This is a genomic window from Streptomyces sp. NPDC001514 (assembly GCF_053597075.1).
Genome location: NZ_JBSFHO010000016.1, coordinates 56,951 through 78,592 on the forward strand (window position 1 = coordinate 56,951; position 21,642 = coordinate 78,592).

The 21,642-nt window shown below is 71.8% G+C and carries 20 protein-coding genes; 9 read left to right on the forward strand and 11 right to left on the reverse strand.

Annotated features, from left to right (window positions below):
- The first annotated feature begins 8 nt into the window (after positions 1-8).
- The 6 genes from ACWCXB_RS18680 (at position 9) to ACWCXB_RS18705 (ending at position 4,766) form a co-directional block, all read left to right on the forward strand.
- Positions 9-350, forward strand: a complete 342-nt coding sequence (locus tag ACWCXB_RS18680) for a hypothetical protein (protein WP_450724118.1) — start codon at positions 9-11, stop codon at positions 348-350.
- Between the two features lie 28 nt (positions 351-378).
- Positions 379-1,608 carry an NAD(P)/FAD-dependent oxidoreductase gene (locus ACWCXB_RS18685; protein WP_450724120.1) on the forward strand — a complete coding sequence of 410 codons (1,230 nt, stop codon included), beginning with the start codon at positions 379-381 and terminating at the stop codon, positions 1,606-1,608.
- 43 nt (positions 1,609-1,651) lie between these two features.
- Positions 1,652-2,017, forward strand: coding sequence for an Rv2175c family DNA-binding protein (locus ACWCXB_RS18690; RefSeq protein WP_450724122.1), 366 nt, complete (start codon positions 1,652-1,654; stop codon positions 2,015-2,017).
- Between the two features lie 178 nt (positions 2,018-2,195).
- Positions 2,196-2,849, forward strand: coding sequence for a thiamine phosphate synthase (gene thiE / locus ACWCXB_RS18695; RefSeq protein WP_450724124.1), 654 nt, complete (start codon positions 2,196-2,198; stop codon positions 2,847-2,849).
- 70 nt (positions 2,850-2,919) lie between these two features.
- Positions 2,920-3,837, forward strand: a complete 918-nt coding sequence (gene metF / locus ACWCXB_RS18700; protein ID WP_450724126.1) for a methylenetetrahydrofolate reductase [NAD(P)H] — start codon at positions 2,920-2,922, stop codon at positions 3,835-3,837.
- A gap of 50 nt (positions 3,838-3,887) precedes the next feature.
- On the forward strand, positions 3,888-4,766 hold the full coding sequence (locus ACWCXB_RS18705; RefSeq protein ID WP_450724128.1) for a hypothetical protein: 879 nt from the start codon (positions 3,888-3,890) through the stop codon (positions 4,764-4,766).
- A gap of 57 nt (positions 4,767-4,823) precedes the next feature.
- Here ACWCXB_RS18705 and ACWCXB_RS18710 read toward each other — a convergent pair whose 3' ends face one another.
- From ACWCXB_RS18710 to ACWCXB_RS18740, 7 genes are all read right to left on the reverse strand, one after another.
- Positions 4,824-6,338, reverse strand: coding sequence for a phytoene desaturase family protein (locus ACWCXB_RS18710; RefSeq protein WP_450724130.1), 1,515 nt, complete (start codon positions 6,336-6,338; stop codon positions 4,824-4,826).
- A gap of 57 nt (positions 6,339-6,395) precedes the next feature.
- A complete protein-coding gene (locus tag ACWCXB_RS18715) occupies positions 6,396-7,019 on the reverse strand; it encodes a DUF4126 domain-containing protein (RefSeq protein ID WP_450724132.1) in 624 nt (207 codons plus the stop codon).
- Between the two features lie 358 nt (positions 7,020-7,377).
- Positions 7,378-7,986, reverse strand: a complete 609-nt coding sequence (locus ACWCXB_RS18720) for a TetR/AcrR family transcriptional regulator (RefSeq protein WP_450724134.1) — start codon at positions 7,984-7,986, stop codon at positions 7,378-7,380.
- Between the two features lie 20 nt (positions 7,987-8,006).
- Positions 8,007-10,094: a YhgE/Pip family protein gene (locus tag ACWCXB_RS18725; RefSeq protein WP_450724136.1), complete on the reverse strand. Its 2,088-nt coding sequence runs from the start codon at positions 10,092-10,094 to the stop codon at positions 8,007-8,009.
- Entirely contained in the window at positions 10,066-11,037 is a 972-nt protein-coding gene (locus ACWCXB_RS18730; RefSeq protein WP_450724138.1) for an ATP-binding cassette domain-containing protein, read from the reverse strand. The genes ACWCXB_RS18725 and ACWCXB_RS18730 overlap by 29 nt, the downstream gene beginning before the upstream one ends.
- Before the next feature lie 78 nt (positions 11,038-11,115).
- Positions 11,116-12,069 carry an MASE1 domain-containing protein gene (locus tag ACWCXB_RS18735; protein WP_450724140.1) on the reverse strand — a complete coding sequence of 318 codons (954 nt, stop codon included), beginning with the start codon at positions 12,067-12,069 and terminating at the stop codon, positions 11,116-11,118.
- Positions 12,070-12,246: 177 nt separating this feature from the next.
- Positions 12,247-13,086: a PP2C family protein-serine/threonine phosphatase gene (locus ACWCXB_RS18740; RefSeq protein ID WP_450724142.1), complete on the reverse strand. Its 840-nt coding sequence runs from the start codon at positions 13,084-13,086 to the stop codon at positions 12,247-12,249.
- Positions 13,087-13,249: 163 nt separating this feature from the next.
- Between ACWCXB_RS18740 and ACWCXB_RS18745 the strand changes: the two genes are divergently transcribed.
- The 3 genes from ACWCXB_RS18745 (at position 13,250) to ACWCXB_RS18755 (ending at position 15,412) form a co-directional block, all read left to right on the forward strand.
- Positions 13,250-13,876 carry an SAV_6107 family HEPN domain-containing protein gene (locus ACWCXB_RS18745; protein ID WP_450724144.1) on the forward strand — a complete coding sequence of 209 codons (627 nt, stop codon included), beginning with the start codon at positions 13,250-13,252 and terminating at the stop codon, positions 13,874-13,876.
- 93 nt (positions 13,877-13,969) lie between these two features.
- Positions 13,970-14,758: a methyltransferase gene (locus ACWCXB_RS18750; protein WP_450724146.1), complete on the forward strand. Its 789-nt coding sequence runs from the start codon at positions 13,970-13,972 to the stop codon at positions 14,756-14,758.
- 261 nt (positions 14,759-15,019) lie between these two features.
- Positions 15,020-15,412, forward strand: coding sequence for a DUF3040 domain-containing protein (locus ACWCXB_RS18755; RefSeq protein WP_450724148.1), 393 nt, complete (start codon positions 15,020-15,022; stop codon positions 15,410-15,412).
- A gap of 245 nt (positions 15,413-15,657) precedes the next feature.
- On the opposite strand, the gene ACWCXB_RS18760 is transcribed toward ACWCXB_RS18755, so the two are convergent.
- From ACWCXB_RS18760 to ACWCXB_RS18775, 4 genes are all read right to left on the reverse strand, one after another.
- Complete coding sequence (locus ACWCXB_RS18760; RefSeq protein ID WP_450724150.1) at positions 15,658-18,213, reverse strand: transglutaminase TgpA family protein; 2,556 nt, start codon at positions 18,211-18,213, stop codon at positions 15,658-15,660.
- Positions 18,210-19,565: a DUF58 domain-containing protein gene (locus ACWCXB_RS18765; protein ID WP_450724152.1), complete on the reverse strand. Its 1,356-nt coding sequence runs from the start codon at positions 19,563-19,565 to the stop codon at positions 18,210-18,212. Before ACWCXB_RS18765 ends, ACWCXB_RS18760 begins: the two co-directional genes overlap by 4 nt.
- Positions 19,565-20,617 carry an AAA family ATPase gene (locus tag ACWCXB_RS18770; RefSeq protein WP_450724154.1) on the reverse strand — a complete coding sequence of 351 codons (1,053 nt, stop codon included), beginning with the start codon at positions 20,615-20,617 and terminating at the stop codon, positions 19,565-19,567. The genes ACWCXB_RS18765 and ACWCXB_RS18770 overlap by 1 nt, the downstream gene beginning before the upstream one ends.
- Positions 20,618-20,806: 189 nt before the next feature.
- Positions 20,807-21,349 carry a beta-class carbonic anhydrase gene (locus ACWCXB_RS18775; protein ID WP_450724156.1) on the reverse strand — a complete coding sequence of 181 codons (543 nt, stop codon included), beginning with the start codon at positions 21,347-21,349 and terminating at the stop codon, positions 20,807-20,809.
- Between the last annotated feature and the right edge of the window lie 293 nt (positions 21,350-21,642).

Below are 21,642 nucleotides of genomic sequence, written 5' to 3' on the forward strand. Positions count from 1 at the left end.
CTCGCACTGTGGCCCGCTCGCTCGACGGACTCGTCCTCTCCCCGGTCGCCGACCAGGCGCCTGGCCAGGTCGGTGCGCGGACCCGGTTCACGTACCGCGAGGAGGAGGGCCGGATCTGGGCCGACTATGCGGGCGGTGACGTGGTACGCGGCCATCTCGTCGGCACGCGCGAGGGCGACCGGCTGGACTTCCGCTACGTCCAGCTGAAGCGGGACGGGACGACATCGTCCGGGCACTGTGTCTCCACGGTCACGGATCTGCCCGACGGGCGGGTGCGGCTGGACGAGACCTGGGAATGGGAGTCCCAGGAAGGCAGTGGCACGAGCGTGGTCGAGGAGCTACCTTCCTGACGTTCCGTCAGGTGGTTAGGGTGGCCGGGTGAGCGAGCAGACAACGCAGAGCCGTCGAGTCGTCATCGTCGGGGCCGGCATGGCCGGCGTCCAGACTGCCGTAGCCCTGCGCGAACAGGGCTTCTCCGGCACCATCACCCTCATCGGCGCCGAACCGCACCAGCCGTACGACCGCCCCCCGCTCTCCAAGGCCGTCCTGCTCGGCACGGCGGAGGGCTCCGCCCTCGACGTCGACTTCGACGCGCTCCGGGTCGACCTCCAACTGGGCCGCGAGGTCAGCGGCCTGCGCCCCGACGCCCATGAGCTCGACACCCCGGCAGGGCCCGTCCCGTACGACACGCTGGTCATCGCCACCGGCGCCGAGCCCATCACCCTGCCCGGCGTCGAGGGCATCCCGGGAGTCCATCTGCTGCGCACGCTCGACGACGCGGAGCGGCTGCGTCCGGTGCTGGAGCGGCAGCACGACATCGTGGTCGTCGGCGCCGGCTGGATCGGCGCGGAGTTCGCCACCGCCGCCCGCGAGGCGGGCTGTGCCGTCACCGTCGTCGAGGCCGCCGACCGGCCGCTCGCGGTCGCCCTGCCCGCCGAGGTCACCGCGCCGATGGCCGACTGGTACGCGGAGAGCGGCGCGGAGCTCCTCACCGGCGTGCGCGTCGCGGACGTCGAGCCGGGCGCGGTCGTCCTCGCGGACGGCCGCAGGCTGCCGGCCGGGGCCGTCGTCGTCGGCATCGGCGCACGCCCCGCCACCGACTGGCTCGCGGGCTCGGACATCGCCATCGGCCCCGACGGCTCGATCACCGCCGACGAGCGGCTGCGTACGTCGCTGCCCGATGTGTACGCCGTCGGCGACTGCGCCTCCTTTCCGTCCGGCCGCTACGGCGTACGGCTCCTCGTCCACCACTGGGACAACGCGCTCCAGGGCCCGCGCACGGTCGCCGCGAACGTCGTCGGCGGCGATACGGGAGCGCCGCCCCAGACCTACGACCCGGTGCCGTACTTCTGGTCCGAGCAGTTCGGCCGCTTCGTGCAGTACGCGGGGCATCACGCGGGGGCCGGGACACTCGTATGGCGGGGCGACCCGGCGGCCGGTTCCGCCTGGTCGGTGCTGTGGCTGCGGGACGGCGTGCTGGTCGCCGTGCTCGCGGTCGGCAGGCCCCGCGACCTGGCCCAAGGACGCAGGCTCATCGAGGCCGGCGCGCGGCTCGATCCGGAGCGCGCGGGGGACCCCGGTGTCCCTCTGAAGGCCGCAGCTCTCTAGGGTCCGGCTACCGACTGTCAGTCGGGGATGGCACGCTAGTCCCGTGACCGAGATTGACGCAAAGATCGATGCTCTCGTCCCCGCCTGGCTCCACCTGCCGGACATCGCGGAAATGCTCGATGTCGAGGTGACGCGGGTGCGGCAGCTGGTCAAGGAGGGCCAGCTGATCGCCGTGCGCCGCGGTGAGAACCGGACGCTTCAGGTGCCGGCCGCCTTCATCAAGGGCGGCAAGGTGATCAAGGGCCTCGCCGGGACCCTGACGCTCCTGAGGGACGACGGCTTCACCGACGAAGAAATGCTGGAGTGGCTCTTCACGCCGGACCCGACCCTGCCGGGTACCCCCGCGGAGGCACTCAGCGAGAATCGCGGCACGGAGGTGAAGCGTCGGGCCCAGGCGCTCGCCGTCTGACGTCCTGACGACACCACACATCACCACACCACGGGAAAACGTGGTGTACGGACCGGGGCGGGGGCAGTGCCCGATATGCGGCTCCGCCGCGTGGCCCGCTGCTTCGCCCGGTCCGTACACCGGCGGAACCAGACCCGGCCGGCCGAGCGACGGCCGGTCCCAACGGGGGGAGCACCTCATGTCCATTCGCGCGCGCCTGTCCGACGCCCGGCTCTATCTGTGCACGGACGCCCGCAAGCGCCAGAAGGACCTCCCCGAGTTCCTGGACGCGGTGCTCTCCTCCGGTGTGGACATCGTGCAGCTGCGCGACAAGGGCATGGAGGCCGGCGAGGAGCTGGAGCACCTCGCCGTGTTCGCCGACGCCTGCCGCCGCCACGGAAAGCTCCTCGCGGTGAACGACCGGGCCGATGTCGCCCACGCCATCGGCTCCGACGTGCTGCATCTGGGCCAGGGTGATCTGCCCGTCCCGGCCGCGCGGGCGATCCTCGGCGACGAGGTCCTCATCGGCCGCTCCACGCACGCGGAGGCCGAGGCCGCCGCGGCCGCCGTCGAGCCCGGAGTGGACTACTACTGCACCGGGCCCTGCTGGCCCACCCCCACCAAGCCGGGCCGCCACGCCCCGGGCCTCGATCTCGTGCGGTACGCGGCCTCGCTGCCGCAGGACCGGCCCTGGTTCGCGATCGGCGGGATCGACGCGGGCAGTCTCGACCAGGTGCTGGACGCCGGAGCCCGCCGTGTCGTCGTCGTCCGGGCGATCACCGAGGCCGACGACCCGGCCGCCGCCACCGCCGATCTCAGCAAGCGGATACGGGCCTACGCCGACAAGGGCTGATTGCGAACAGCGGGTGTCCGATGGGTGGACACCGGTTGGGCGGCCCCTATGCCCTGGATAACCTGCGAACATGGCCCTTGGCACAGCTTCCACCAGGACAGATCGCGCACGCACCGTGCGCGAGATGCTCGCGACCGGCAAGGCGTCGTACTCCTTCGAGTTCTGGGCGCCCAAGACCGAGAAGGGCGAGCGGAACCTGTGGAACGCGCTGCGCCGGGTCGAGGCCGTGGGCCCGAGCTTCGTCTCCGTGACCTACGGGGCGGGCGGCTCCACCCGGGAAGGCACGGTCAGGGCCACCCAGAAGATCGCTGCCGACACCACCCTCACGCCGGTCGCGCACCTCACGGCGGTCGACCACTCCGTCGCCGAGCTGCGGAACATGATCGGTCAGTTCGCCGACGCCGGGATCAGGAACATCCTGGCGCTCCGCGGCGACCCGCCCGGCGACCCGATGGGCGAGTGGGTCAAGCACCCGGACGGCGTGACGTACGCGGCCGACCTCGTCCGGCTGATCAAGGACTCCGGGGACTTCTGCGTCGGTGTCGCTGCCTTCCCCGAGATGCACCCCCGGTCGACCGACTGGGACACGGACATCCAGCATTTCGTGGACAAATGCCGGGCCGGTGCCGACTATGCGATCACCCAGATGTTCTTTCGTCCGGAGGACTATCTCCGGCTTCGTGACCGGGTTGCGGAGGCCGGCTGCCCGACCCCGATCATCCCCGAGATCATGCCTGTCACCAGCGTGAAGCAGATCGAACGCTTCCGTCAGCTCAGCAATGCGTCGTTCCCGGCAGCCCTGGAAGAGCGGATCCGCGCGGTCGGCGACGACCCCGCCGCTGTACGCTCCATTGGCATCGAGTTCGCGACGGAGTTCTGCGCACGGCTGCTCTCCGAGGGTGTCCCCGGGTTGCACTTCATTACGCTCAACAACTCCACGGCGACTCTCGAAATCTACGAGAATCTCGGACTGCACGAGCAGTCGTAACCGGCCACACCCGCCACAACCCCCGGCGGCGGCCGATGAGAGGGGCGGGCATGGGCTGGACGGTGCTCTACATCGCGTTCGGCATTGTCGCGCTGTGGCTGCTCGGCGAGGTGCTGCTGCAGTACAAAGCGCGGCTGCGCTGGCGGCTGCTCGCCTTCGCCGGATTCCTCGGTGTCGTCCTCGGGGTGCTGATGCCGAACGTGATCGTGATCGCGGTCGGTGCCGTCGCCTTCGCGATCGGACAGACCTACGTCACGCTCTCCTTCCGGCGTGGCTTCTCCACGGGCTGGGCGATCGGCGGCAGCCCGGGGTCGAGCCGCCGCCGCAAGTCCGGCGGCAGCGCAGCGGTGCGCGAGCCCACGCTCGAGGTGTCGGACCTCGCCTACGAGCCGCACGAGGAGGACGAGCCGTCGGCCGCCGAGAGCACGGCGGTCTACGAGCCGATGCCGCTGCCCGACGACACCGGGCAGTACGGCATCTACAGCGACTCCGCGTACGCCACGAGCCAGGCCCAGGGCGGCGGCCAGGGACAGGCTGACGGATACGGTCAGTACGGCGGCTACGACACGTACACCTCCCCGTACGAGCAGCCGACCGCGGCCCAGGCCCAGGACGCCTACGCGCCGCAGTACGACTACGGCACGGGCCAGCAGCAGTACGCCGCGTACTCCGACCCGTACATCGGCAGCCAGGGCTACGGCTCGTACGACAGCTACGGCGGCCAGCAGCAGTACACCGACCCCTACGCCACCCAGCAGGGCTACAGCGAGACGCCGCCCGGCGGGGTCTGGGTGCCGCAGCAGCGTGAAGGCGACCAGCAGGTCCCGCCGATGCCTCCCATGCCGCCGCAGCAGCCGCCGTCGTACGGCTACGACTACGACCAGGGCGGCTACGAGAGCGACTACAACGGCCAGCCGTACCGCTACTGAGGCGCCGCCGTCACCGACCACGGCTCGGCGGAGGCTCACCGAGGGCTGAGCGCGGGCTCATTGCGAGCCGCGGAAACCCTCGCCCTCCACGATCAGCCCGGCCACCAGCGCGCCCGACATGCCCGCGTGGGCCAGTCCGCCGCCCGGATGCGCCCAGCCGCCCGCGAGGTACAGCCCCGGCAGCCGGGTGCTGTTCGCCGGGCGCAGACACCGGCCCCCGTCCCCGGCCAGGGCCGGCGGGTGTATCCGCCCCGTCTCGGCCGGGGTGAGGTTCTCGCGCCACAGGATCCGCTCACCCAAGTCCGGTATCGCCGGTCGTGCGGCGGCGATGAGTATCTCCGCGTAACGCTCGCGCAGCACCTCGTCCGACCAGTCGATGCCGGAGGGCCCGCCGGACGGGGCGACCGTCGCGGTGAGCGTGACCGCCTCGTGGGCGTCGTCGGGGCGGGTCGTCGGATCGTCCGGCCGCAGCACGGTGACCGTCGGGTGCTCGGCGAGCGTGCCGCCGAAGACCGCCGCGGCTTCGGCCGCCGTATCGGGGGAGTGCACCAGGGTCCGGTGCACGGTGCCCTCTTGACGGGCGCCGCGCAGCGCCAGCAGGACGGTGAACCGGCCGGGAGCCCCCTCCGCCGCCCCGGGCTGTACGTCGCCCTCCTGCCAGGGCAGGAGGCCGCCGAGACCGGATGCGCCGGCGCCCGCCACCACATGGTCCGCGTCCACGACCCGGCCTCCCCCGGAGCCTCCGGCCTGGGAGGTGCCCCCAGCCAGGTGCAGACCCGCCGCCCGGCCGTCCTTCTCGACGACGCCCGTCACCTCGGCGCCGAAGACGAACTCCACCTTGCGCTCCAGGCAGCGCTCGTACACCGCCCGGGCGAGCGCCCGCATCCCGCCCCGGACGTACCAGCTCCCGAACGTCTGCTCCATGTACGGCAGCAGGGCGGCGCTCGCCGGGGCGTGGCGCGGATCCAGCCCGTACGACAGCGCGTACGCGTCGAGCAGCGCCGCGAGCCGGGGGTCGGCCAGCTCCCAGGCGCCGACCTCGGCGAGCGTGCGGGCCTGGCGCGTGCGCAGCAACCGGCGCTGCCGGAGCGCCGGGTACGGATCGCGGCCGAGCACCTGCCAGTCGGGCCACAGCGGCTCCTCCAGCAGCGGCCGGCGCGAACGGTCCCAGGCGTCCCTGGCGCGCCCGAGGAAATCGCCCCACCGCGCGCCCGCCCCGGACCCCAGCGCCGCCTCCAGCGCGGACACGACGCCCCCGCGTGAGGCGTTGGGCAGCGAGACGGCCGTGCCGTCCGAGAAGACATGCCGGCTCGCGGGGTCGACCTGGGCCAGCCCGACCCGGCTCTCCAGCGGCTCCTTGCCGGTCTTGATGAACAGATCCCGGTAGACGGCGGGCAGATGCAGCAGACCAGGGCCGGTGTCGAACGCGAACCCGTCGCGCTCGAACCCGCCCACCGCGCCGCCGAACGTCGCCGAGCGCTCGTACACCGTCACCCGGTGGCCTGCCACGGCCAGCCGCGCAGCCGCCGCCATGGCGCCCATCCCGGCGCCGATCACCGCAATCCGTCCCATGTCAGCGACTGTATCGGCCCCCACCGACAGCCCCACTCCGGAGCCCTGCGGGCCGGATCAGCGCGGGGAGCGATCGGGCAGGCCCTGCGCGGCCGCCAGCCGTTTCTCCTCGCGGCGCTGCGCCCTCCGGCGCAGAAAGCGGCGGATGCGCGAGGCCAGGAAGACCACGGTCACGATGCCGAGCACGAGCAGCGTCGCGGCGATGATCGCCGCAGCCAGCGGATGGAACATCGCGAAGGTGATGACGGCGGCGACGCCGAGATCCTCGGTCGTGCTCATGGCGATGTTGCTGAACGGCTCCGGGGAGGTGTTGATCGCCATCCTCGTCCCGGCCTTCACCAGATGGCTCATCAGCGCCGTCGAGCCGCCGACCGCACCGGCCGCGAGCTCCGGCAGCGAACCGCTCTCCCCGGCCAGCAGCGCCGCCACGACCGCGCCCGCCACCGGCCGGATCACCGTGTGGACGGAGTCCCAGGCCGAGTCGACGTACGGGATCTTGTCCGCCACCGTCTCGCAGAGGAAGAGCACACCGGCGGCGACCAGGACATCGGTGCGCTGGAGCGACTCGGGCACCTCGTCGCTGATACCGGTCGCTCCGAAGAGGCCGAGCAGCAGGACCACCGCGTACGCGTTGATTCCGCTGGCCCAGCCGCTCGTGAAGACCAGGGGGAGTACGGACACGGACGCGATCGTAACCAGCCGGCCCCGAGTGCGGGTGGGGATGAGCACGGGCGTCTGAGTATCCGTACTCAGGCGGGGAGATGAGTAGATGCGCGGATGGGCTCTCACCTGCGCAGACGGGAGAGTGGAGACCACGGAAGGGGCGCGGCGCCGGCACCGCCGGCACGGGGCGGCGGAACGGCGCGGCGCACCGACCGAACGGGGGTTGCCCGGACCCGGGGGAACAGCGGTACAGGGCAACGGGAACGGGGGAAACGGGGATCGGGGGAAACGCCGGTCCGGCGAAGCTCGGGGGGATCGAGCTTCGCCGGACCGGCACTTCTTTGTTCGCCTTGCCCGTCCGACTGCCGGATTCCGGTCAGCGGCCGCCGACCCGCCCGTGCAGCAGCCGGGACAGCGCCGCATGCACGTCGTCGATCGACCGCTCCGGCTGGAACGCCTGCCAGTCGAGCGCCGCCACCAGCACCATGCCGACGAGCGCGGCCGCGGTGAGCGGAATGTCGATCTCCTCGCTCAGTTCACCCCGCTCGACACCCTCCCGCAGGACCTTTTCGACCACGGCCACGGCCTGCTGACGGACCACCAGCAGCGTGGACTGCCAGGCCCGGTTCGTGCGCCAGAGCTCGGCGACGTACAGCTGGGTGAAGGCGGGGTAGCGGTCGATGAACCCCAGACCCGCCTTGATCATCGCGTCCAGCGCCTCGACCTTGGTGCCGCCGCGCTCCTCCGTCTCGTCGGCGGCGGCCTGCAGCGATGCGGTGAGCAGCCCGACCCCGTACCGCAACAGCTCCTCGAAGAGCTCGGTCTTGCTCTTGAAGTTGTAGTAGACCGTGCCCTTGGCGACTCCGGCGCGCTCGGCGATCTCGTCGACCGTCGTCGCGGAGAAGCCCTGTTCGGCGATGAGGGTGACGGCCGCTTCGTAGAGCTTGGCGCGCGTCGCCTGTCTCCGGGTGCTGCTGCTGTTCATGGCGTCGATTCTCACAGGTCTCACAGGCTCAGCTCGGGGTGGAGACGATCGAACGTCCACACCTGCTTGCGCCGCGCGGACACGGCGGTGAGCGCGAGGGCCCCGGCGGTGAAGGCCACCAGCACCGCCGTCGCCTGCCAGACCGGGCCGATGCCACCGCCCGTGATCAGCCGGCGCAGCGCCTCGACGACGTACGTCATCGGCAGGAAGGGGTGGATGGCGTTGAAGAAGGCCGGGCTGGTCTGGACGGGGTAGGTGCCGCCGGCAGAGGTCAGCTGGAGCATCAGCACCGCCAGGACCAGAATCCGGCCCGCCGCGCCGAAGCGGGCGTTGAGCCACTGGATGATCGCGGCGAAGCAGCACACCACCAGCACCAGGAAGCCGACGGTCCCGGCCGCGCGGGCCATCTGGAGGCCAAGGCCCCAGTGGAGGACGGAGATCAGAGCGGCGACCTGGAGCAGCCCGATCGCGGCCACCGGCAGGAAGCCCGCGAGCGCGATCCGCCAGGCGGAGGCGCCGGCGGCGAGGGCACGCCGGTTGAGCGGCTGGATCAGCATGTACGCCACCATCGCGCCCACCCAGAGGGAGAGCGGGATGAAGTACGGGGCGAATCCGGTGCCGTAGTTGGGCGCCTTGTGCAGCGACTGGGAGGCGAGCTGGACCGGGTCGGCCATGACGTCCGTACGGCGGTCGCGGTCCTGCTTGTCGTAGTCGGGAATCCTGCCGACGCCCTCGTTGAGGCCGCCGGCCAGATCGCCGGAGCCGTCGACGAGCTTGAACATGCCGCCGTCGAGGTCGGTCGCACCGTTCTCGAGCCGGCCGACACCGGAGTCGAGGTCGGAGGAGCCGGTCTTGGCGCTGGTCAGTCCGGTGTGGATCTGGTCCGCGCCCTTGGCGACCTTGTGCGCGCCGGTGTTCAGCCGGTTGATGTCGGTGACGGCGGACTCCACGTCCTCGTCGAGATGCGGGGAGCGGTCGGCGAGCTTCTTCGCCTGCTGCTGCAGGGTCTTGAGCTGCGTGTCGAGCTGCTTCAGGTCGCTGTTGTTGTCCTTCACGAGCGCGTTGAGGTCGTCGGCGATCTCGGCCGCGTCGGCGGCGTTCGTCTTGGCCTGCTCCAGGTCGGGGCAGATGGTCGGGTCGGGGAGCACGGCGTCCTCGCAGCGCGCCTTGTGGATCTTGGCGAGCTTGTCGGCTGCCTCGTGGGCGCCGGCCGCCACCGCGGGCGAGTGCTTCACGAGCACGTCCAAGTTGTTCCGCGCCAGCCTGGAGGTGTCCTCGACCAGGCGGGCGGTGTCCCCGATCGTCTTGCCGTTGTCCTTGAGGAACGGGCGTACGTCGGCGGCGATGCCGTTGACCTTGTCGGCGAGCTCCTGGGTGCCGGCGGCGACCTTCCCGGCACCCGTCTCCAGGTCGCCCGCGGCCTTGTTCAGCCGTGTGATGCCGCCGGCCAGCTTTCCGCTGCCGTCCTTGGCGTTCTTGAGGCCGTCGGCGAGGTCCTTGGAACCCTTCTTGGCCTTGCCGATGCCGCCCTTGAGCTTGTCGGCGCCCTCGGCGGCCTTCTCCGTGGCGTCGTGGATGTCGGAGAAGGAGATGAAGATCTTGTCGAGGAAGGACCGGGAGGTGTCCTTGGAGGCGGCCGTGCGCACCTCGGAGAAGACCGTCCGGGAGATCTGGCCGACGATGTAGTTGTTCGCGTCGTTCGTCCGCACTTCGAGGGCGCCGGTCTCCGGCGCGTCGCCGGAGCTCGATGCGATGCGCTTGCTGAAGTCGGCGGGCATGGTGAGGGAGAGGTAGTACGTACCGTCCTCGACTCCCGCGCGGGCGTCCTCGGCGCTCACCTCGTGCCACTCGAAGACCTCGCTGTCGCGCAGGCCCTTGGTGATCTCGTCACCGGCGGCGATCTTCTTGCCGGAGGCCGTGGCGCCCTTGTCGTCGTTGACGAGCGCGACGGGGATCCGGTCGAGCCGGCTGTACGGGTCCCAGAAGGACCACAGGTACAGGGCGCCGTAGAGCAGCGGCAGCAGCAGGATCGCGACGAGCGCGGCGCGCGGCAGCTTTCCCCTGCCGAAGCGCTTCAGCTCAAGCGCGGCCAGTCGCGGCGATCGCATCGTCCGCCCCCTCCTCGGTCGTGGTCTTGCCGGTGTCGGTGCCGGCATCGGTGTCGGTGTCGGTGCCGGCGTCGGTGGCGGGCTTGTCTTCGTGGTCGGTGGCAATGGCGTCGGCGACCTCGGTCCCGGTCTCCGACTCGGCCGTGGTCTCGGGCGCCTCGGTCGGGACGGACGTGCCGGACGGCTCCCCGGGGGCGTCGTGCGGGGCCGCCGCGTCGGGCGTGCCCGATGCGTTCCTCCTGACGGCCCCGCTCCCTGTACGGATCACCACCGCGTCCTCGGGCGCCTCGCTGCACACCGCCAGCACGGTCGTGCCCTGCGCGGCGACGGCGCGCAGCAGGGTCCAGGCCTCGGCCCGGTCCGCGTCGGAGAGCTTGAGGTCGGTGTCGTCGAGCGCCAGGAGCCGGGGGCGCCCGATCAGGGCGAGGGCGACCGAGAGGCGCAAGGCCTCCAGCCGCTCCAGGTCCCTCACGGCCGTACGCCCTGCCTTCGGCAGGGAGTCCAGGTCGAGGCCCGCCGCCTCGAGCGCCTCCTCGATACGGCTCCGGGCCGACGCCGCCCCCTCGGCGCCCGGCCGCAGCAGCGCGCGCAGTGAGCCGTCGAACCGGCGCTGGAGCAGCTCGCGCTCGCGCAGGTGCTCGTCGACGGTGAGCGACGGGTCGAGGTCGCTGACGCCGGGGACAGGGCCGAGTGCGGCGATCCTGCGGACGGCCGCCATCTTGCGCGGCAGTCGCAGTCCGGCGACCTCGGCGTGGCCCTCCGTGGGCTTCATCCTGCCGGTGAGCGCGAGCAGCAGACAGGTGCGGCCCGAGCCGGAAGGGCCCTCGACCGCGATGAGCGAGCCTGGCTCCGCTGCGACGCTCACCCCCTGGAATGCCCAGCCGCGCGGGCCCTTGAGCCCGAAATCCTCGGCGGTGACGGCCGCCCCGTGCGGGCTGTCCACGCACCCTCCCCTGTTTTTGCACTGACTGGTCAGTGCAAAAGCTATCGCGTGCCGACGGCTGGTGCCAAACGGAGGGGGTCAGTCGCCGCGCTCGCGCGGATCGGCTTCGGCCACGATCTCCTCGAGCCGTGCACAGACCCGCTTGATCTCCTCGTGGGTCTCGTTCCGCTCGGTGATGACCGCGGCGAGCAGCAGGGCCGTCAGCGCGGCGCAGCCGTTGAAGGCCTGCAGCGTGACCATGTTGGAGAAGAGGTCCTTGCCGGCGAACGGGCCGACCTGCCGGGCCGCGGCGAAGATCGTGAGCGTGGACACCGCCAGTGCACACGGCGCGGCCCCGGCCAGCTGGAAGCGGAACGCCGCCCAGATCAGGAGCGGGAAGACCAGGAAAAGCAGGGTCGAACTGGTGCTACGCGTCGCCAGAATGGTCACGAAGTATGTGGTGAGCGCGAGCGCCACCGCCTCGGCCCAGAGGCGGAGCGGAACGTTCCGGGGCCATTGGGCCCTTCGGAGGACGAGCAGGAACGGGGTGACCACGAGGACACCCATCGCGTCACCCGTCCACCACACCGACCACGCCGGCCAGAAGTCGCCCGCATTCAGTGCCCCTGCGAGCAGCAGCACGCCGGTGCCGATGGTCGAGCTGATCAGCATCCCGGCCAGTGCGCCGAGGAAGACCAGAAGCAGGCCGTCGCGGAGTCGGTCCAGCTCGGGGCGGAACTCCGCACGGCGAAGCATCAGATACGCGCAGACCGGAGCGAGTGTGTTCCCGGCGGCGATGCCCAGGACTGCCGGGAGCGACGGGCCGATGAGCACATTGACCAGGAAGGCGCCGAGCGCGATCCCCGGCCAGATCCGCAGACCCAACACCACCAGCGCGGCCACGGCCACTCCGGTCGGCGGCCACAACGGCGTGACCTGGCCACGTACCAGCTGCTGGAGCAGGCCCAGCTTGGCGGACCCGTAGTAGACGGCGGCGACACCAAGGATCCACAGCGCCGTGAAGCCGTAACCCCGGATTTTTTCGTCGCGCACCACAGCAGTCTGCGCCGCCGACGGGAGCGCGGCGAGTCAGCGGTGAATCGGCCGTGCGTGGGCCGGGTGCGTCGGCCGCGCGTCGGGCCTGCGCCGGGCCTGCGTCGGGCGGCGGGCCAACGGTGAGTCGCCCGCGGCTCGCGTCGGACACGTCGCGCGTCGGGCAGGTCGCGCGTGTCAGGCGGGCCCGTCGGCAGGAGGCCCGTCGTAGCGGCTGACGAGTACGGCGGCATCGTCGCGGTGACCGGTCAGATCGGCCACCTTGATGACGGCGGAGGCCAGCACATCGGGGTCGGCGTCGAAGCCCGCGCGCACCAGACGGAGCACCTCGGCCAGACCCGCCTCCATCGGGTACTCCGGTCCTTCGACGACACCGTCGGTCAGCAGGACGAGGACCCCGGCCTCCGTCAGTCGTCGGCGGGTCACCGGATAGCGCTCGCCCCGCACGATGCCCAGCGGCGGGCCGCCGGGGTCGAGGGCGACGTCCGAGAGCCCGTCGGCCGTGGCCCAGACCATCGGCACATGGCCGGCCCGGGACACGGTGAGATCGCGGCTGACCGGGTCGAAACGCAGGAGACAGCAGGTCGCGAAGAGGCCGAAGCCCATCGAGATCAGCAGCTCGTTGGCACGGCTCAGCACCTCGCTGGTGTCGCTCGTCGTCTCGGCGAGGGCCCGCAGGCTGGTGCGGACCTGACCCATGAAGGCGACGGCCTCCACATCGTGTCCCTGGACGTCGCCGATCGCGAGCCCGAGCGATCCGTCCGCCATCAGGAAGGCGTCGTACCAGTCGCCGCCGACGTCCAGCCCGTCCCGGGCGGGCGAGTACCGGGCAGCGACATGCACACCGGGGAGCTGTGGCAGTTCGGGCGGGAGCATGTGGCGTTGCAGGGCCACGGCCAGTTCCACGCGGACCCGCTGAAGCCGGATCCGTTCCAGGGCCTGGTCGACGAGACGCCCGAGGGTGGTCAGGAGCTGCTGCGCACTGTCGGGCGGCGGGTCGGCGCGATGGTCACGCATGACCGCTCCGAGTGTTCCCGCGTACACCTGAACTCACCATAGCCGTCGGTCACACATCCCACCTCCACAGGTGAATCAGCAGGTCAGAGCCAATTGTCAGTGGTGCCCCCCACGATGGGCACATACGGCCACAGTGCCGTCACACGACGACAGGAGGTTCGTCATGGCCAGCTCGTACGCCGCTGCCGCACGCCGGCTCCGCACAGGCGGCCCTGCACCCTCACTGCCCGGTACCTCGCAGGGCGGTCCCGCGAGCGATGTCCACCCCGTGCCCCGGCGGTCATCGGCCCCGCCCGCCGCCCTCGACCTGCTCACCCAGGCCCGCGCCGGCCTCGACGAGGCCGCCACCCTGGACACACCCAACGAGCGGTATGCCACCGCCCATCTCGCCGCGCTGCGCACCGCGGCGGCCGTCCTCGCCGTCCGTGGCCGGCCCGAGACCAGTCCGCGCCGCCGGGCCCGCATAAGGTCCGCCTGGGAAGTGCTCCCCGAGATAGCCCCCGAGCTCACGGAATGGAGCGCGCTCTTCGCCTCCGGAGCGCGGCGCAGGGCGCGCGCGGAGGCAGGTATCCAGGGGGCAGCCACCAGCCGCGACGCCGACGATCTGCTGCGCGACGTGGCCATGTTCCTGCGCCTGGTCGAGCGGATGCTCGTGCTCCAGCCGGTGTTGCCCCAGCCCAGGCCCCAGCCCAGGCCCCAGCCCAGGCCCCGGTCCGGGCCGGAGCCCCGGCAGCAGTCCGTGCCCCGGACCGGGCGGGAACAGCCGGGGGCGGGAGACGCCGTGGGATGACCGGGACGCCCGGCCGAGGCAATAGGGTGGAGCGAGCTTGCACCGTTCACGCCCCGCCCACCGGGGCGGCACCGCGCCGAGGAGTCAACTGCCGTGCCGGACCAGACGCTCCCCCGAGGGCCTCGCCCCGGGGGGACCCCTTCCCGGGCCTCCCTCCGTACTGCCGTGGTCTGGGACGTCCTCAGGGAAGCCCTCGACCGCCGGGTCAAGGCCACCGGCAGGGAAGCCCTGGACGTCCTCGACACCGGCGGCGGCTCCGGCAACTTCGCGGTGCCCGCCGCCCGCCTCGGCCACCGCGTCACCGTGGTCGACCCCAGCCCCAACGCCCTGTTCGCGCTGGAGCGCCGGGCCGCCGAGGCCGGTGTCGCGGACCGAGTGAGCGGCGTCCAGGGCGATGTCCACGGCCTCTTCGACGTCGTCGGGCGCGATGGCTTCGACATCGTGCTCTGCCACGGCGTGCTGGAGTACGTCGACGACCCCGCCGAGGGCGTGCGGAACGCCGCGGAGGCGCTGCGCCCCGGCGGATCGCTCAGCCTGCTCGCCGCCGGGCTCGGCGGTGCCGTCCTCGCCAGGGCCCTGGCCGGACACTTCACCGAGGCCCGCCAAGCGCTCAGCGACCCGGCCGGCCGCTGGGGCGCAGGCGACCCCGTGCCGCGCCGCTTCACCGCCGAGCAGCTCACCGAGCTGGTCGCCGCGGCAGGCATGGAGGTCGGTTCCGTGCACGGTGTGCGGGTCTTCGCCGACCTCGTCCCCGGCGTCCTTGTGGACACCGAGCCCGGTGCGCTGGACGCCCTCCTCAAGCTGGAGGCGGCCGCGGCCGAACTGCCCTCGTTCCACTCGGTCGCGACCCAGCTCCACGTCCTGGCCGAGAAGCACGGCTGACCGGTCGCTGATCAGCGACGCAGCCGCAGACGGAGTACGCCGCAGGCCACCCGAACGGGGCGTCCGCCCCGTATGATCGGGGGACACCATCCGGCATGACGGATCGGCGGTTGGGGAATCAACGCTTCAGCAGTCGACCCGGCATGGCGGCCCCGAACAGCGAATTGGCGTAGAGGGCGGGTTTCACGGGGGCGATTCCCTGCCTATCCTGAAAGGGCCGCATACCGGTCGCCCCCAGCGACCGACGACTAGGAGGACTCCGTGCCGCTCTCGGAGCACGAGCAGCGAATGCTCGAGCAGATGGAGCGAGCGCTGTACGCCGAAGATCCCAAGTTCGCGACAGCGCTCGAGGGAAGCGGGCTGCGTACGTACACCCGGCGACGGGTCTACCAGGCGGTCGCGGGCTTCCTGGTGGGTATCGCGCTCCTCATGGCCGGAATGGTCACCACGGTGATCTGGATCAGCGTGGTGGGCTTTCTCGTCATGCTCGGCTGTGCGGTCCTCGCGGTCACCGGGTGGCGCAAGGCACCCAAGCCGGGCGAGCAGGCCCCCGGGGCTCAGGCCGCGCGCAGGCAGCCCAAGCAGCGCCGGTCGATGATGGACCGGATCGAGCAGCGGTGGCAGCGCCGCCGCGACGAGCACGGTGGCCAGTGAGCCTCCGGAAGCATTCATCTCCGCTCTGACTCTTTGCCGTGCGGGCGCGAGCGCGTCCCGCACGGCAGGCATTTACGGGTGAGGGGTGACCGCAGTTCAGCGGTCACCCCTCACCCGTTTGCTCGTCCCCCTGTTCGACATATTCACCCGTTCGGGCTAATGGGGATCATGTGCGCCCGAGAACGGTGCCGGTGGATCGGGACCGGGGCCGGGCGCGCGGTCGGCCGCCCGGCCCGGTCCCCCCGTCACCCCTGACCGCGTTGCCGCGAGAGCCTGCGCAGCCGCCCCGCCACCTGGGCGACGGCCCGGTCGCGGGCGGCCACCCAGCGGTCCGTGATCAAGTTCCAGCGCGCCGAGAGCGCCCACACGACCCGCACCGACGAGGGCGGCAACAGCAGCGCCCGCAGCCGCGTGCCCCGGCTCGCCTGCGCGGACAGGCCCGCGCGAACCCGCCGGGCGTCGTCGGCAAGCCCTGCGCCCGGCCGTGGCGCGGGCGCGTACAGCACCTGCTCCACCGCCTGGGCCACCCGGTGCACCGAGTCGGCGGGAGCGCCCTCCAGCCGACCGAGCCGCACAATGCGGGCGGCAGCCTTGCGCGGCGTCTGCGACTCGTCCGGCGTGATGCCGAGATCCCAGGCCGAATCGGAGATCTCGTGCCATGCGGCCAGTGTCCGCGCGGAAGCCTCCTCCAGCGCATACCCGTCGGAGCCCGCCGACGCCCGTGCGCCGTCGTCCTCCACGAGCCGTCCCTCATCGGCGGCCCCGCGCCGGTCGACAGCCGCCTTCTCCCGCGCGGCCGACTCCTTCCCACGCACATGGGCGTCGGAGTTCAGACGCCTCGTCCGTACCCGCAGCCGCAACAGCATCGGCAACAGCGGTACGAGCAGCAGGCAGATCCCGACCAGGGTCCACAACAGGATCGTCCCGAGCGACGGCCCCTGGTCCACGGCCGGCAGTACGTCCCGCGGCGCCGCGGCCCCGCACTCGCCGAGCGCCTTCTCCTGACGCGAGCAGGTGGAGGACTGCGACGGGGCGACCGGCGCCTCGGCCGATGCGCTCGCGTCGGGCTGCACCGGGCCGGTCGGCGCGCCGGACGGCGTCTGCGCCTGTGTGTAGTCCGGAGCGTTGCCCCGGGTCGGCGTCGGCTCGAACCGGGTCCACCCGGCACCTTCGAAGTACAGCTCGGGCCAGGCGTGCGCATCGCGGTTGCTCACCGACATCGCTCCGTCCGCCACCGGCGAACCGGGAGTGAAGCCCACGGCGACCCGCGCCGGTATCCCGAGCGTCCGGGCCATCGCGGCCATCGAGAACGAGAAGTGGACGCAGAAGCCTTCCTTCGCCTTCAGGAACCGGGAGATGCCTTGCACACCCCCGCCCGACTTCACCTGGGTGCTGTACGTGAAGCCGCCGTTCACGGCGAACCAGTCCTGGAGCTTGACCGCGCGCTCGTAGTCGTTCGCCGCGCCCTTGGTCACCCGGGCCGCCGTCGCCCGCACATCGGCCGGCAGCGAATCGGGCACCTGCGTGTACTCACGCAGCAGCGCAGCGGGTGCCTTGGGCGCTGCGGCGAGCTGCTCGCGGGTCGGGTTCACCTGAAGGCTGGTGACCGAGTACTGCACACCGCTCGTCGTCTGGCCGCCGTCGCCGATCACCGTCCGCCGGGCCGGGTCGAAGCGCCACCTGCCCTCGATGTTCAGCTTCGTCGCCGGATACGGCATCGGCAGCCAGCCCTGCTTGTACGAGCCCGCGGCCGAGATGTTCGTCCTGACCTCGGTCGAACCGACCCCGCCGCTCAGACCGTCGGGCTGGGGGAGCTGCTCAGGGATGCCCGTGACCGGGCGCACCGAGAACTTCCAGGCGCCGCCGTCGAACTGGTCGAGCGCCATGATCCGCAAATACATGTCGCCGGTGTCGTCCGCGTTGGTCTTGTACTTCAGCCACTCGCGCTCCTCGGGCTGATTGAGCGTGTCCTGCAGCGTCACCACGGGGTTCACCGCGTCGATCGTGCCGCCTACGCCTGCGCCACCGCCCGGACCGTTGCCCGCGCCGCCGAGCAGCCCGCCGCCCAGCGCCGGCAGCACCGCGGGAACGGCCAGCGCGATGCCCAGGGCGAGCACACCGATCCGCCGGCCGGTGCGCACCGGGGCCTGCGCCGAACTGCTGCCCGTCTCGAACCCGCCCGGGCCCCGGCCCGTCGCGCGCGGCGCCCCGCCGAACACGCGGCCCCACTGCGACAGCCGGTCCCGGCCCTCCGCCAGCAGAAGCACCAGATAACCCGTCGCCGCCAGCAGGAACCAGAGCCAGCTGGCACCGCCACCGGACAGACCCGCGGCCACCGAGTACAGCGCGAGCAGCGGTAGGCCCGCCGGAGCCGCACTGCGGTACGTCACCGCGAGCGCGTCAACCGTCAGACCGATCAGCAGCGCCCCGCCGACCAGCATCAGCCGGATGCCTTCCGTGGCCGGTGCCGGTATCGCGTACCGACCGACGTCCTCGCCGCCCGAGGTCAGCAGCTCACCGAAGCGTACGAACGCGTCGGGTCCCGGCAGCAGGCCGATGAGGGCCTCCTCCCGGGCGAAGAGCAGCGTCAGCATCAGCAGTGCGACCACGGCCTGCACGGCCACCGTCAGCGGCCGGGCCAGCGGCACCCGCCGGGTAAGTGCGCCGACCCCGCTCTGCACCGCCACCAGGAACCCGGCCTGCACGATCCAGGTCGCCGGATCGACCAGCGGCAGCAGTGCGCCCGCCGCCATCATCGTGGCGGCGAAGGCGCACAGGGCCAGCCTTCCACGACCGCTCATGCCCATCCCCCAGAAAGACCGTTCGTACCGCCCGCGGGGGTGGCGTGTGCCCGCTCCCGGGACGCCTGTCGCCAGAGCTCCGGCAGGGCCGCCCCGGGCGGCACGGCCACCGCCGTCCACCCGGCTTCGCGCAGCCCCCGCAGCCGCTCGTCGACCACGCCCGCCACCGCGCCGCTCGTCACCCACTGGCCGCTGTCCAGGACGAAGGCCACGGCGGCGCCGCTGCGCTGCCGCATCCGGGCCGCCACGGCGGCCTGCTCCTCGTCGAGATCACCGACGAAGGCGACCAGCAGCCCCTCGTTCCCGCCGCGCAGCACGTCGTACGCGCGCGACAGACCCGCGCCGTCCGAGTGGTCCACGACCGCGAGGGTGTCCATCATCAGACCCGCGGAGTCCGCGGAATCCTGCGTCGACCCGGCGAAACCCTCCGCGCCCGCGGCGGGCACCGAACTCCCCGTGTCCGTCAGCAGGCGCACCGCGAAGCCCCGCTCCAGCATGTTCACCAGCACCGAGGCCGCCGCCGACACCGCCCACTCGAAGGCCGAGTCGGGGCCCGCCCCTTGGTAGGCGATGCGGCGGGTGTCCAGCAGCACCGTGCACCTGGCCCGTTGCGGCTGCTCCTCGCGGCGCACCATCAGTTCGCCGTAGCGCGCGGTGGAGCGCCAGTGCACCCGGCGCAGATCGTCACCGTGCCGGTATTCACGCGGGATGACGTCGTCCTCGCCGGCCAGCGCCAGCGAGCGCTGCCGCCCGTCGCCGTACCCCGTGGCCTCGCCCGCCAGCTGCACCGGCGGCAGCGCCTCGGTCCGCGGGACGACCGTGAGCGTGTCGTACGCGCTGAAGGAGCGCGTCAGCTCGCACATCCCGAACGGATCGCTCAGCCGCAGCTGCAGCGGGCCGAGCGGATAGCGCCCGCGCAGATCCGAGCGGACCCGGTAGGACACCTCACGCCGACCGCCGGCCTCGACCCGGTCGAGCACGAACCGGGGCCGCGGCCCCAGCACGTACGGCACATGGTCCTGGAGCATCAGCAGGCCCGTGTGCATCCGCGACACGTTGTCGATCCGCAGATGCACCCGGGCCTCGGACCCGGCGGGCACCCGCGACGGGGACAGCCGCCGGCTGCCAGCGACCCGGTAGCGCGTGCGGTACAGCACGGCCACGCAGAGCAGGGGCAGCACGCCGAGCAGCAGTCCGACCCGGAGCAGATCGCCCTGCCCCAGCACATATGCGCACACCGCCGCGGCCACGCCTGCCGCCAGGAAGGAACGGCCGCGTGTGGTCAGCCCGCCGAGAGCCGCCCGCAGACCGCCTTTGTCCTCGTCGCCGGCGGCAGGGCTCCCGGCCGCCATCACAGCCGCCGGATGCCGGGCCGCTGCTGGCCGTAGACGGGGCCTCCGGGCACCTGCCGGGCCGCGCCGCCGTACCCGCTGTCGTTGCCCGAGGTGGGCACCGGGATGCGCTGGAGGATCTCCAGCACGACCTGCTCGGCCGTGCGGCGGTTCAGCTGGGCCTGGGCGGTCGGCAGCAGCCGGTGTGCCAGCACGGGCACGGCGAGCGACTGCACATCGTCCGGCAGGGCGTAGTCACGGCCGGAGAGCGCCGCCGAGGCCTTCGCCGCGCGCAGGAGATGCAGCGTGGCGCGGGGCGACGCGCCAAGTCTCAGATCCGCGTGATTACGGGTCGCGGCGACCAGCTCCACCGCGTACCGCCGCACGGAGTCGGCGACATGGACCGTACGCACCGCGTCGATCAGCTTCACGATGTCATGGGCGTGCGCCACGGGCTGAAGATCGTCGAGCGGCGACACCGCGCCGTGGACGTCGAGCATCTGCAGCTCGGCCTCGGGGGTCGGATACCCCATCGACACCCGGGCCATGAAGCGGTCCCGCTGCGCCTCGGGCAGCGGATACGTGCCCTCCATCTCCACGGGGTTCTGGGTGGCCACCACCATGAAGGGGTGGGGCAGCTCATAGGTCTGCCCGTCGATGGTGACCTGCCGCTCCTCCATCGACTCCAGCAGTGCCGACTGCGTTTTCGGCGAGGCGCGGTTGATCTCGTCGCCGATCACTATCTGCGCGAAGATCGCGCCCGGCTTGAACTCGAAGTCCCGCCGCTGCTGGTCGTAGATCGACACACCGGTGATGTCCGACGGCAGCAGGTCCGGCGTGAACTGGATCCGCCGCACCGAGCAGTCGATGGACCGCGCCAGCGCCTTGGCCAGCATCGTCTTGCCCACGCCGGGCACATCCTCGATGAGCAGATGTCCCTCGGCGAGCAGCACGGTCAGCGAAAGCCGTACGACCTCAGGCTTGCCCTCGATCACACCCTCGACCGACCTGCGGACACGCTCCGCTGTGGTGGTCAGATCTGTGAGGCTCGCTCGATCGTCATAGGTCGTCACCCGGCCCTCCTCGGCCCGTTCCATGGGCCGATGCGCTGCTTACGGCACGGCCCACCCCAAAACACGGACACCCCCTCCGGTCGGTTCCGTAGAGGTGCCACACCCGCATTCTTGTTGCCGTTACCGCTTCGTGTCACTCGCCTGTGGACAACTGGGCGCGATATGTCTGCGGTTGGTCCTTTTCGCCGGTCACGCAGCGGGGTCGATCTCCCGCAGCAGACCGCTCGTGACGTCGAAGACGAAGCCACGGACGTCGTCGGTGTGCAGCAGGAACGGCGAGGTGCGCACCCGCTGCATCGACTGCCGCACGTCCTGGTCGACATCGCGGAAGGCCTCCACCGCCCAGGCGGGCCGCTGCCCGACCTCGTCCTCCAGCTCGTGCCGGAAGTCCTCGGTCAGACTCTCCAGACCGCAGTTGGTGTGGTGGATGAGTATCACGCTGCGGGTCCCGAGCGCGCGCTGGCTGATGGTGAGCGAGCGGATCACGTCGTCCGTCACGACGCCGCCGGCGTTGCGGATGGTGTGGCAGTCGCCCAGCTCCAGGCCGAGCGCCGCGTGCAGATCGAGCCGGGCGTCCATGCACGCCACCACCGCGACCTGGAGGACGGGCCGCGCGTCCATACCGGGGTCGGCGAACCCTGCGGCGTAGCGCGCGTTCGCTTCGACGAGCCGATCGGTGACCGTGCCGGGCGCGAGGGCGGCGTCGGCGGGGAGGTGCGCGGAGGTCGACATGCCTATGACGGTAATGGCCACAGCGCCCGCGGGCTCGCTGTGAGAGCGGACAAAGAACGTCAATGAGGCTTGTTGTGAGGTAACCCACAGGCGTGACCGGCCCGGGCCCGTATGGGTGAGGTGTCCCGATTGCGGACCCGGTGCCGGATGGCCCGTGCGACGCGCCAGCCGGTTGATTGACCGGCTGGGCCAGTGGACTAGAGTGACGCGGAGTTCAGGGACACATCCTGCACATTTCCATGATTTTCCCGCGTGTGCGGCAGCGGCATACGTACGCCCCGGCCCCCGCGCGC

Excerpts from the sequence above, each read along its gene's own strand:
- ACWCXB_RS18710 (WP_450724130.1), bottom strand. The coding sequence starts at position 6,338 with ATGGGACGGATTGCGGTGATCGGCGCCGGGATGGGCGCCATGGCGGCG.
- ACWCXB_RS18705 (WP_450724128.1), top strand. The coding sequence starts at position 3,888 with ATGGGCTGGACGGTGCTCTACATCGCGTTCGGCATTGTCGCGCTGTGG.
- ACWCXB_RS18765 (WP_450724152.1), bottom strand. The coding sequence starts at position 19,565 with ATGGCGGCCGGGAGCCCTGCCGCCGGCGACGAGGACAAAGGCGGTCTG.
- thiE (WP_450724124.1), top strand. The coding sequence starts at position 2,196 with ATGTCCATTCGCGCGCGCCTGTCCGACGCCCGGCTCTATCTGTGCACG.
- ACWCXB_RS18775 (WP_450724156.1), bottom strand. The coding sequence starts at position 21,349 with ATGTCGACCTCCGCGCACCTCCCCGCCGACGCCGCCCTCGCGCCCGGC.
- ACWCXB_RS18740 (WP_450724142.1), bottom strand. The coding sequence starts at position 13,086 with ATGCGTGACCATCGCGCCGACCCGCCGCCCGACAGTGCGCAGCAGCTC.
- ACWCXB_RS18745 (WP_450724144.1), top strand. The coding sequence starts at position 13,250 with ATGGCCAGCTCGTACGCCGCTGCCGCACGCCGGCTCCGCACAGGCGGC.
- metF (WP_450724126.1), top strand. The coding sequence starts at position 2,920 with ATGGCCCTTGGCACAGCTTCCACCAGGACAGATCGCGCACGCACCGTG.
- ACWCXB_RS18720 (WP_450724134.1), bottom strand. The coding sequence starts at position 7,986 with ATGAACAGCAGCAGCACCCGGAGACAGGCGACGCGCGCCAAGCTCTAC.
- ACWCXB_RS18760 (WP_450724150.1), bottom strand. The coding sequence starts at position 18,213 with ATGAGCGGTCGTGGAAGGCTGGCCCTGTGCGCCTTCGCCGCCACGATG.
- ACWCXB_RS18725 (WP_450724136.1), bottom strand. The coding sequence starts at position 10,094 with ATGCGATCGCCGCGACTGGCCGCGCTTGAGCTGAAGCGCTTCGGCAGG.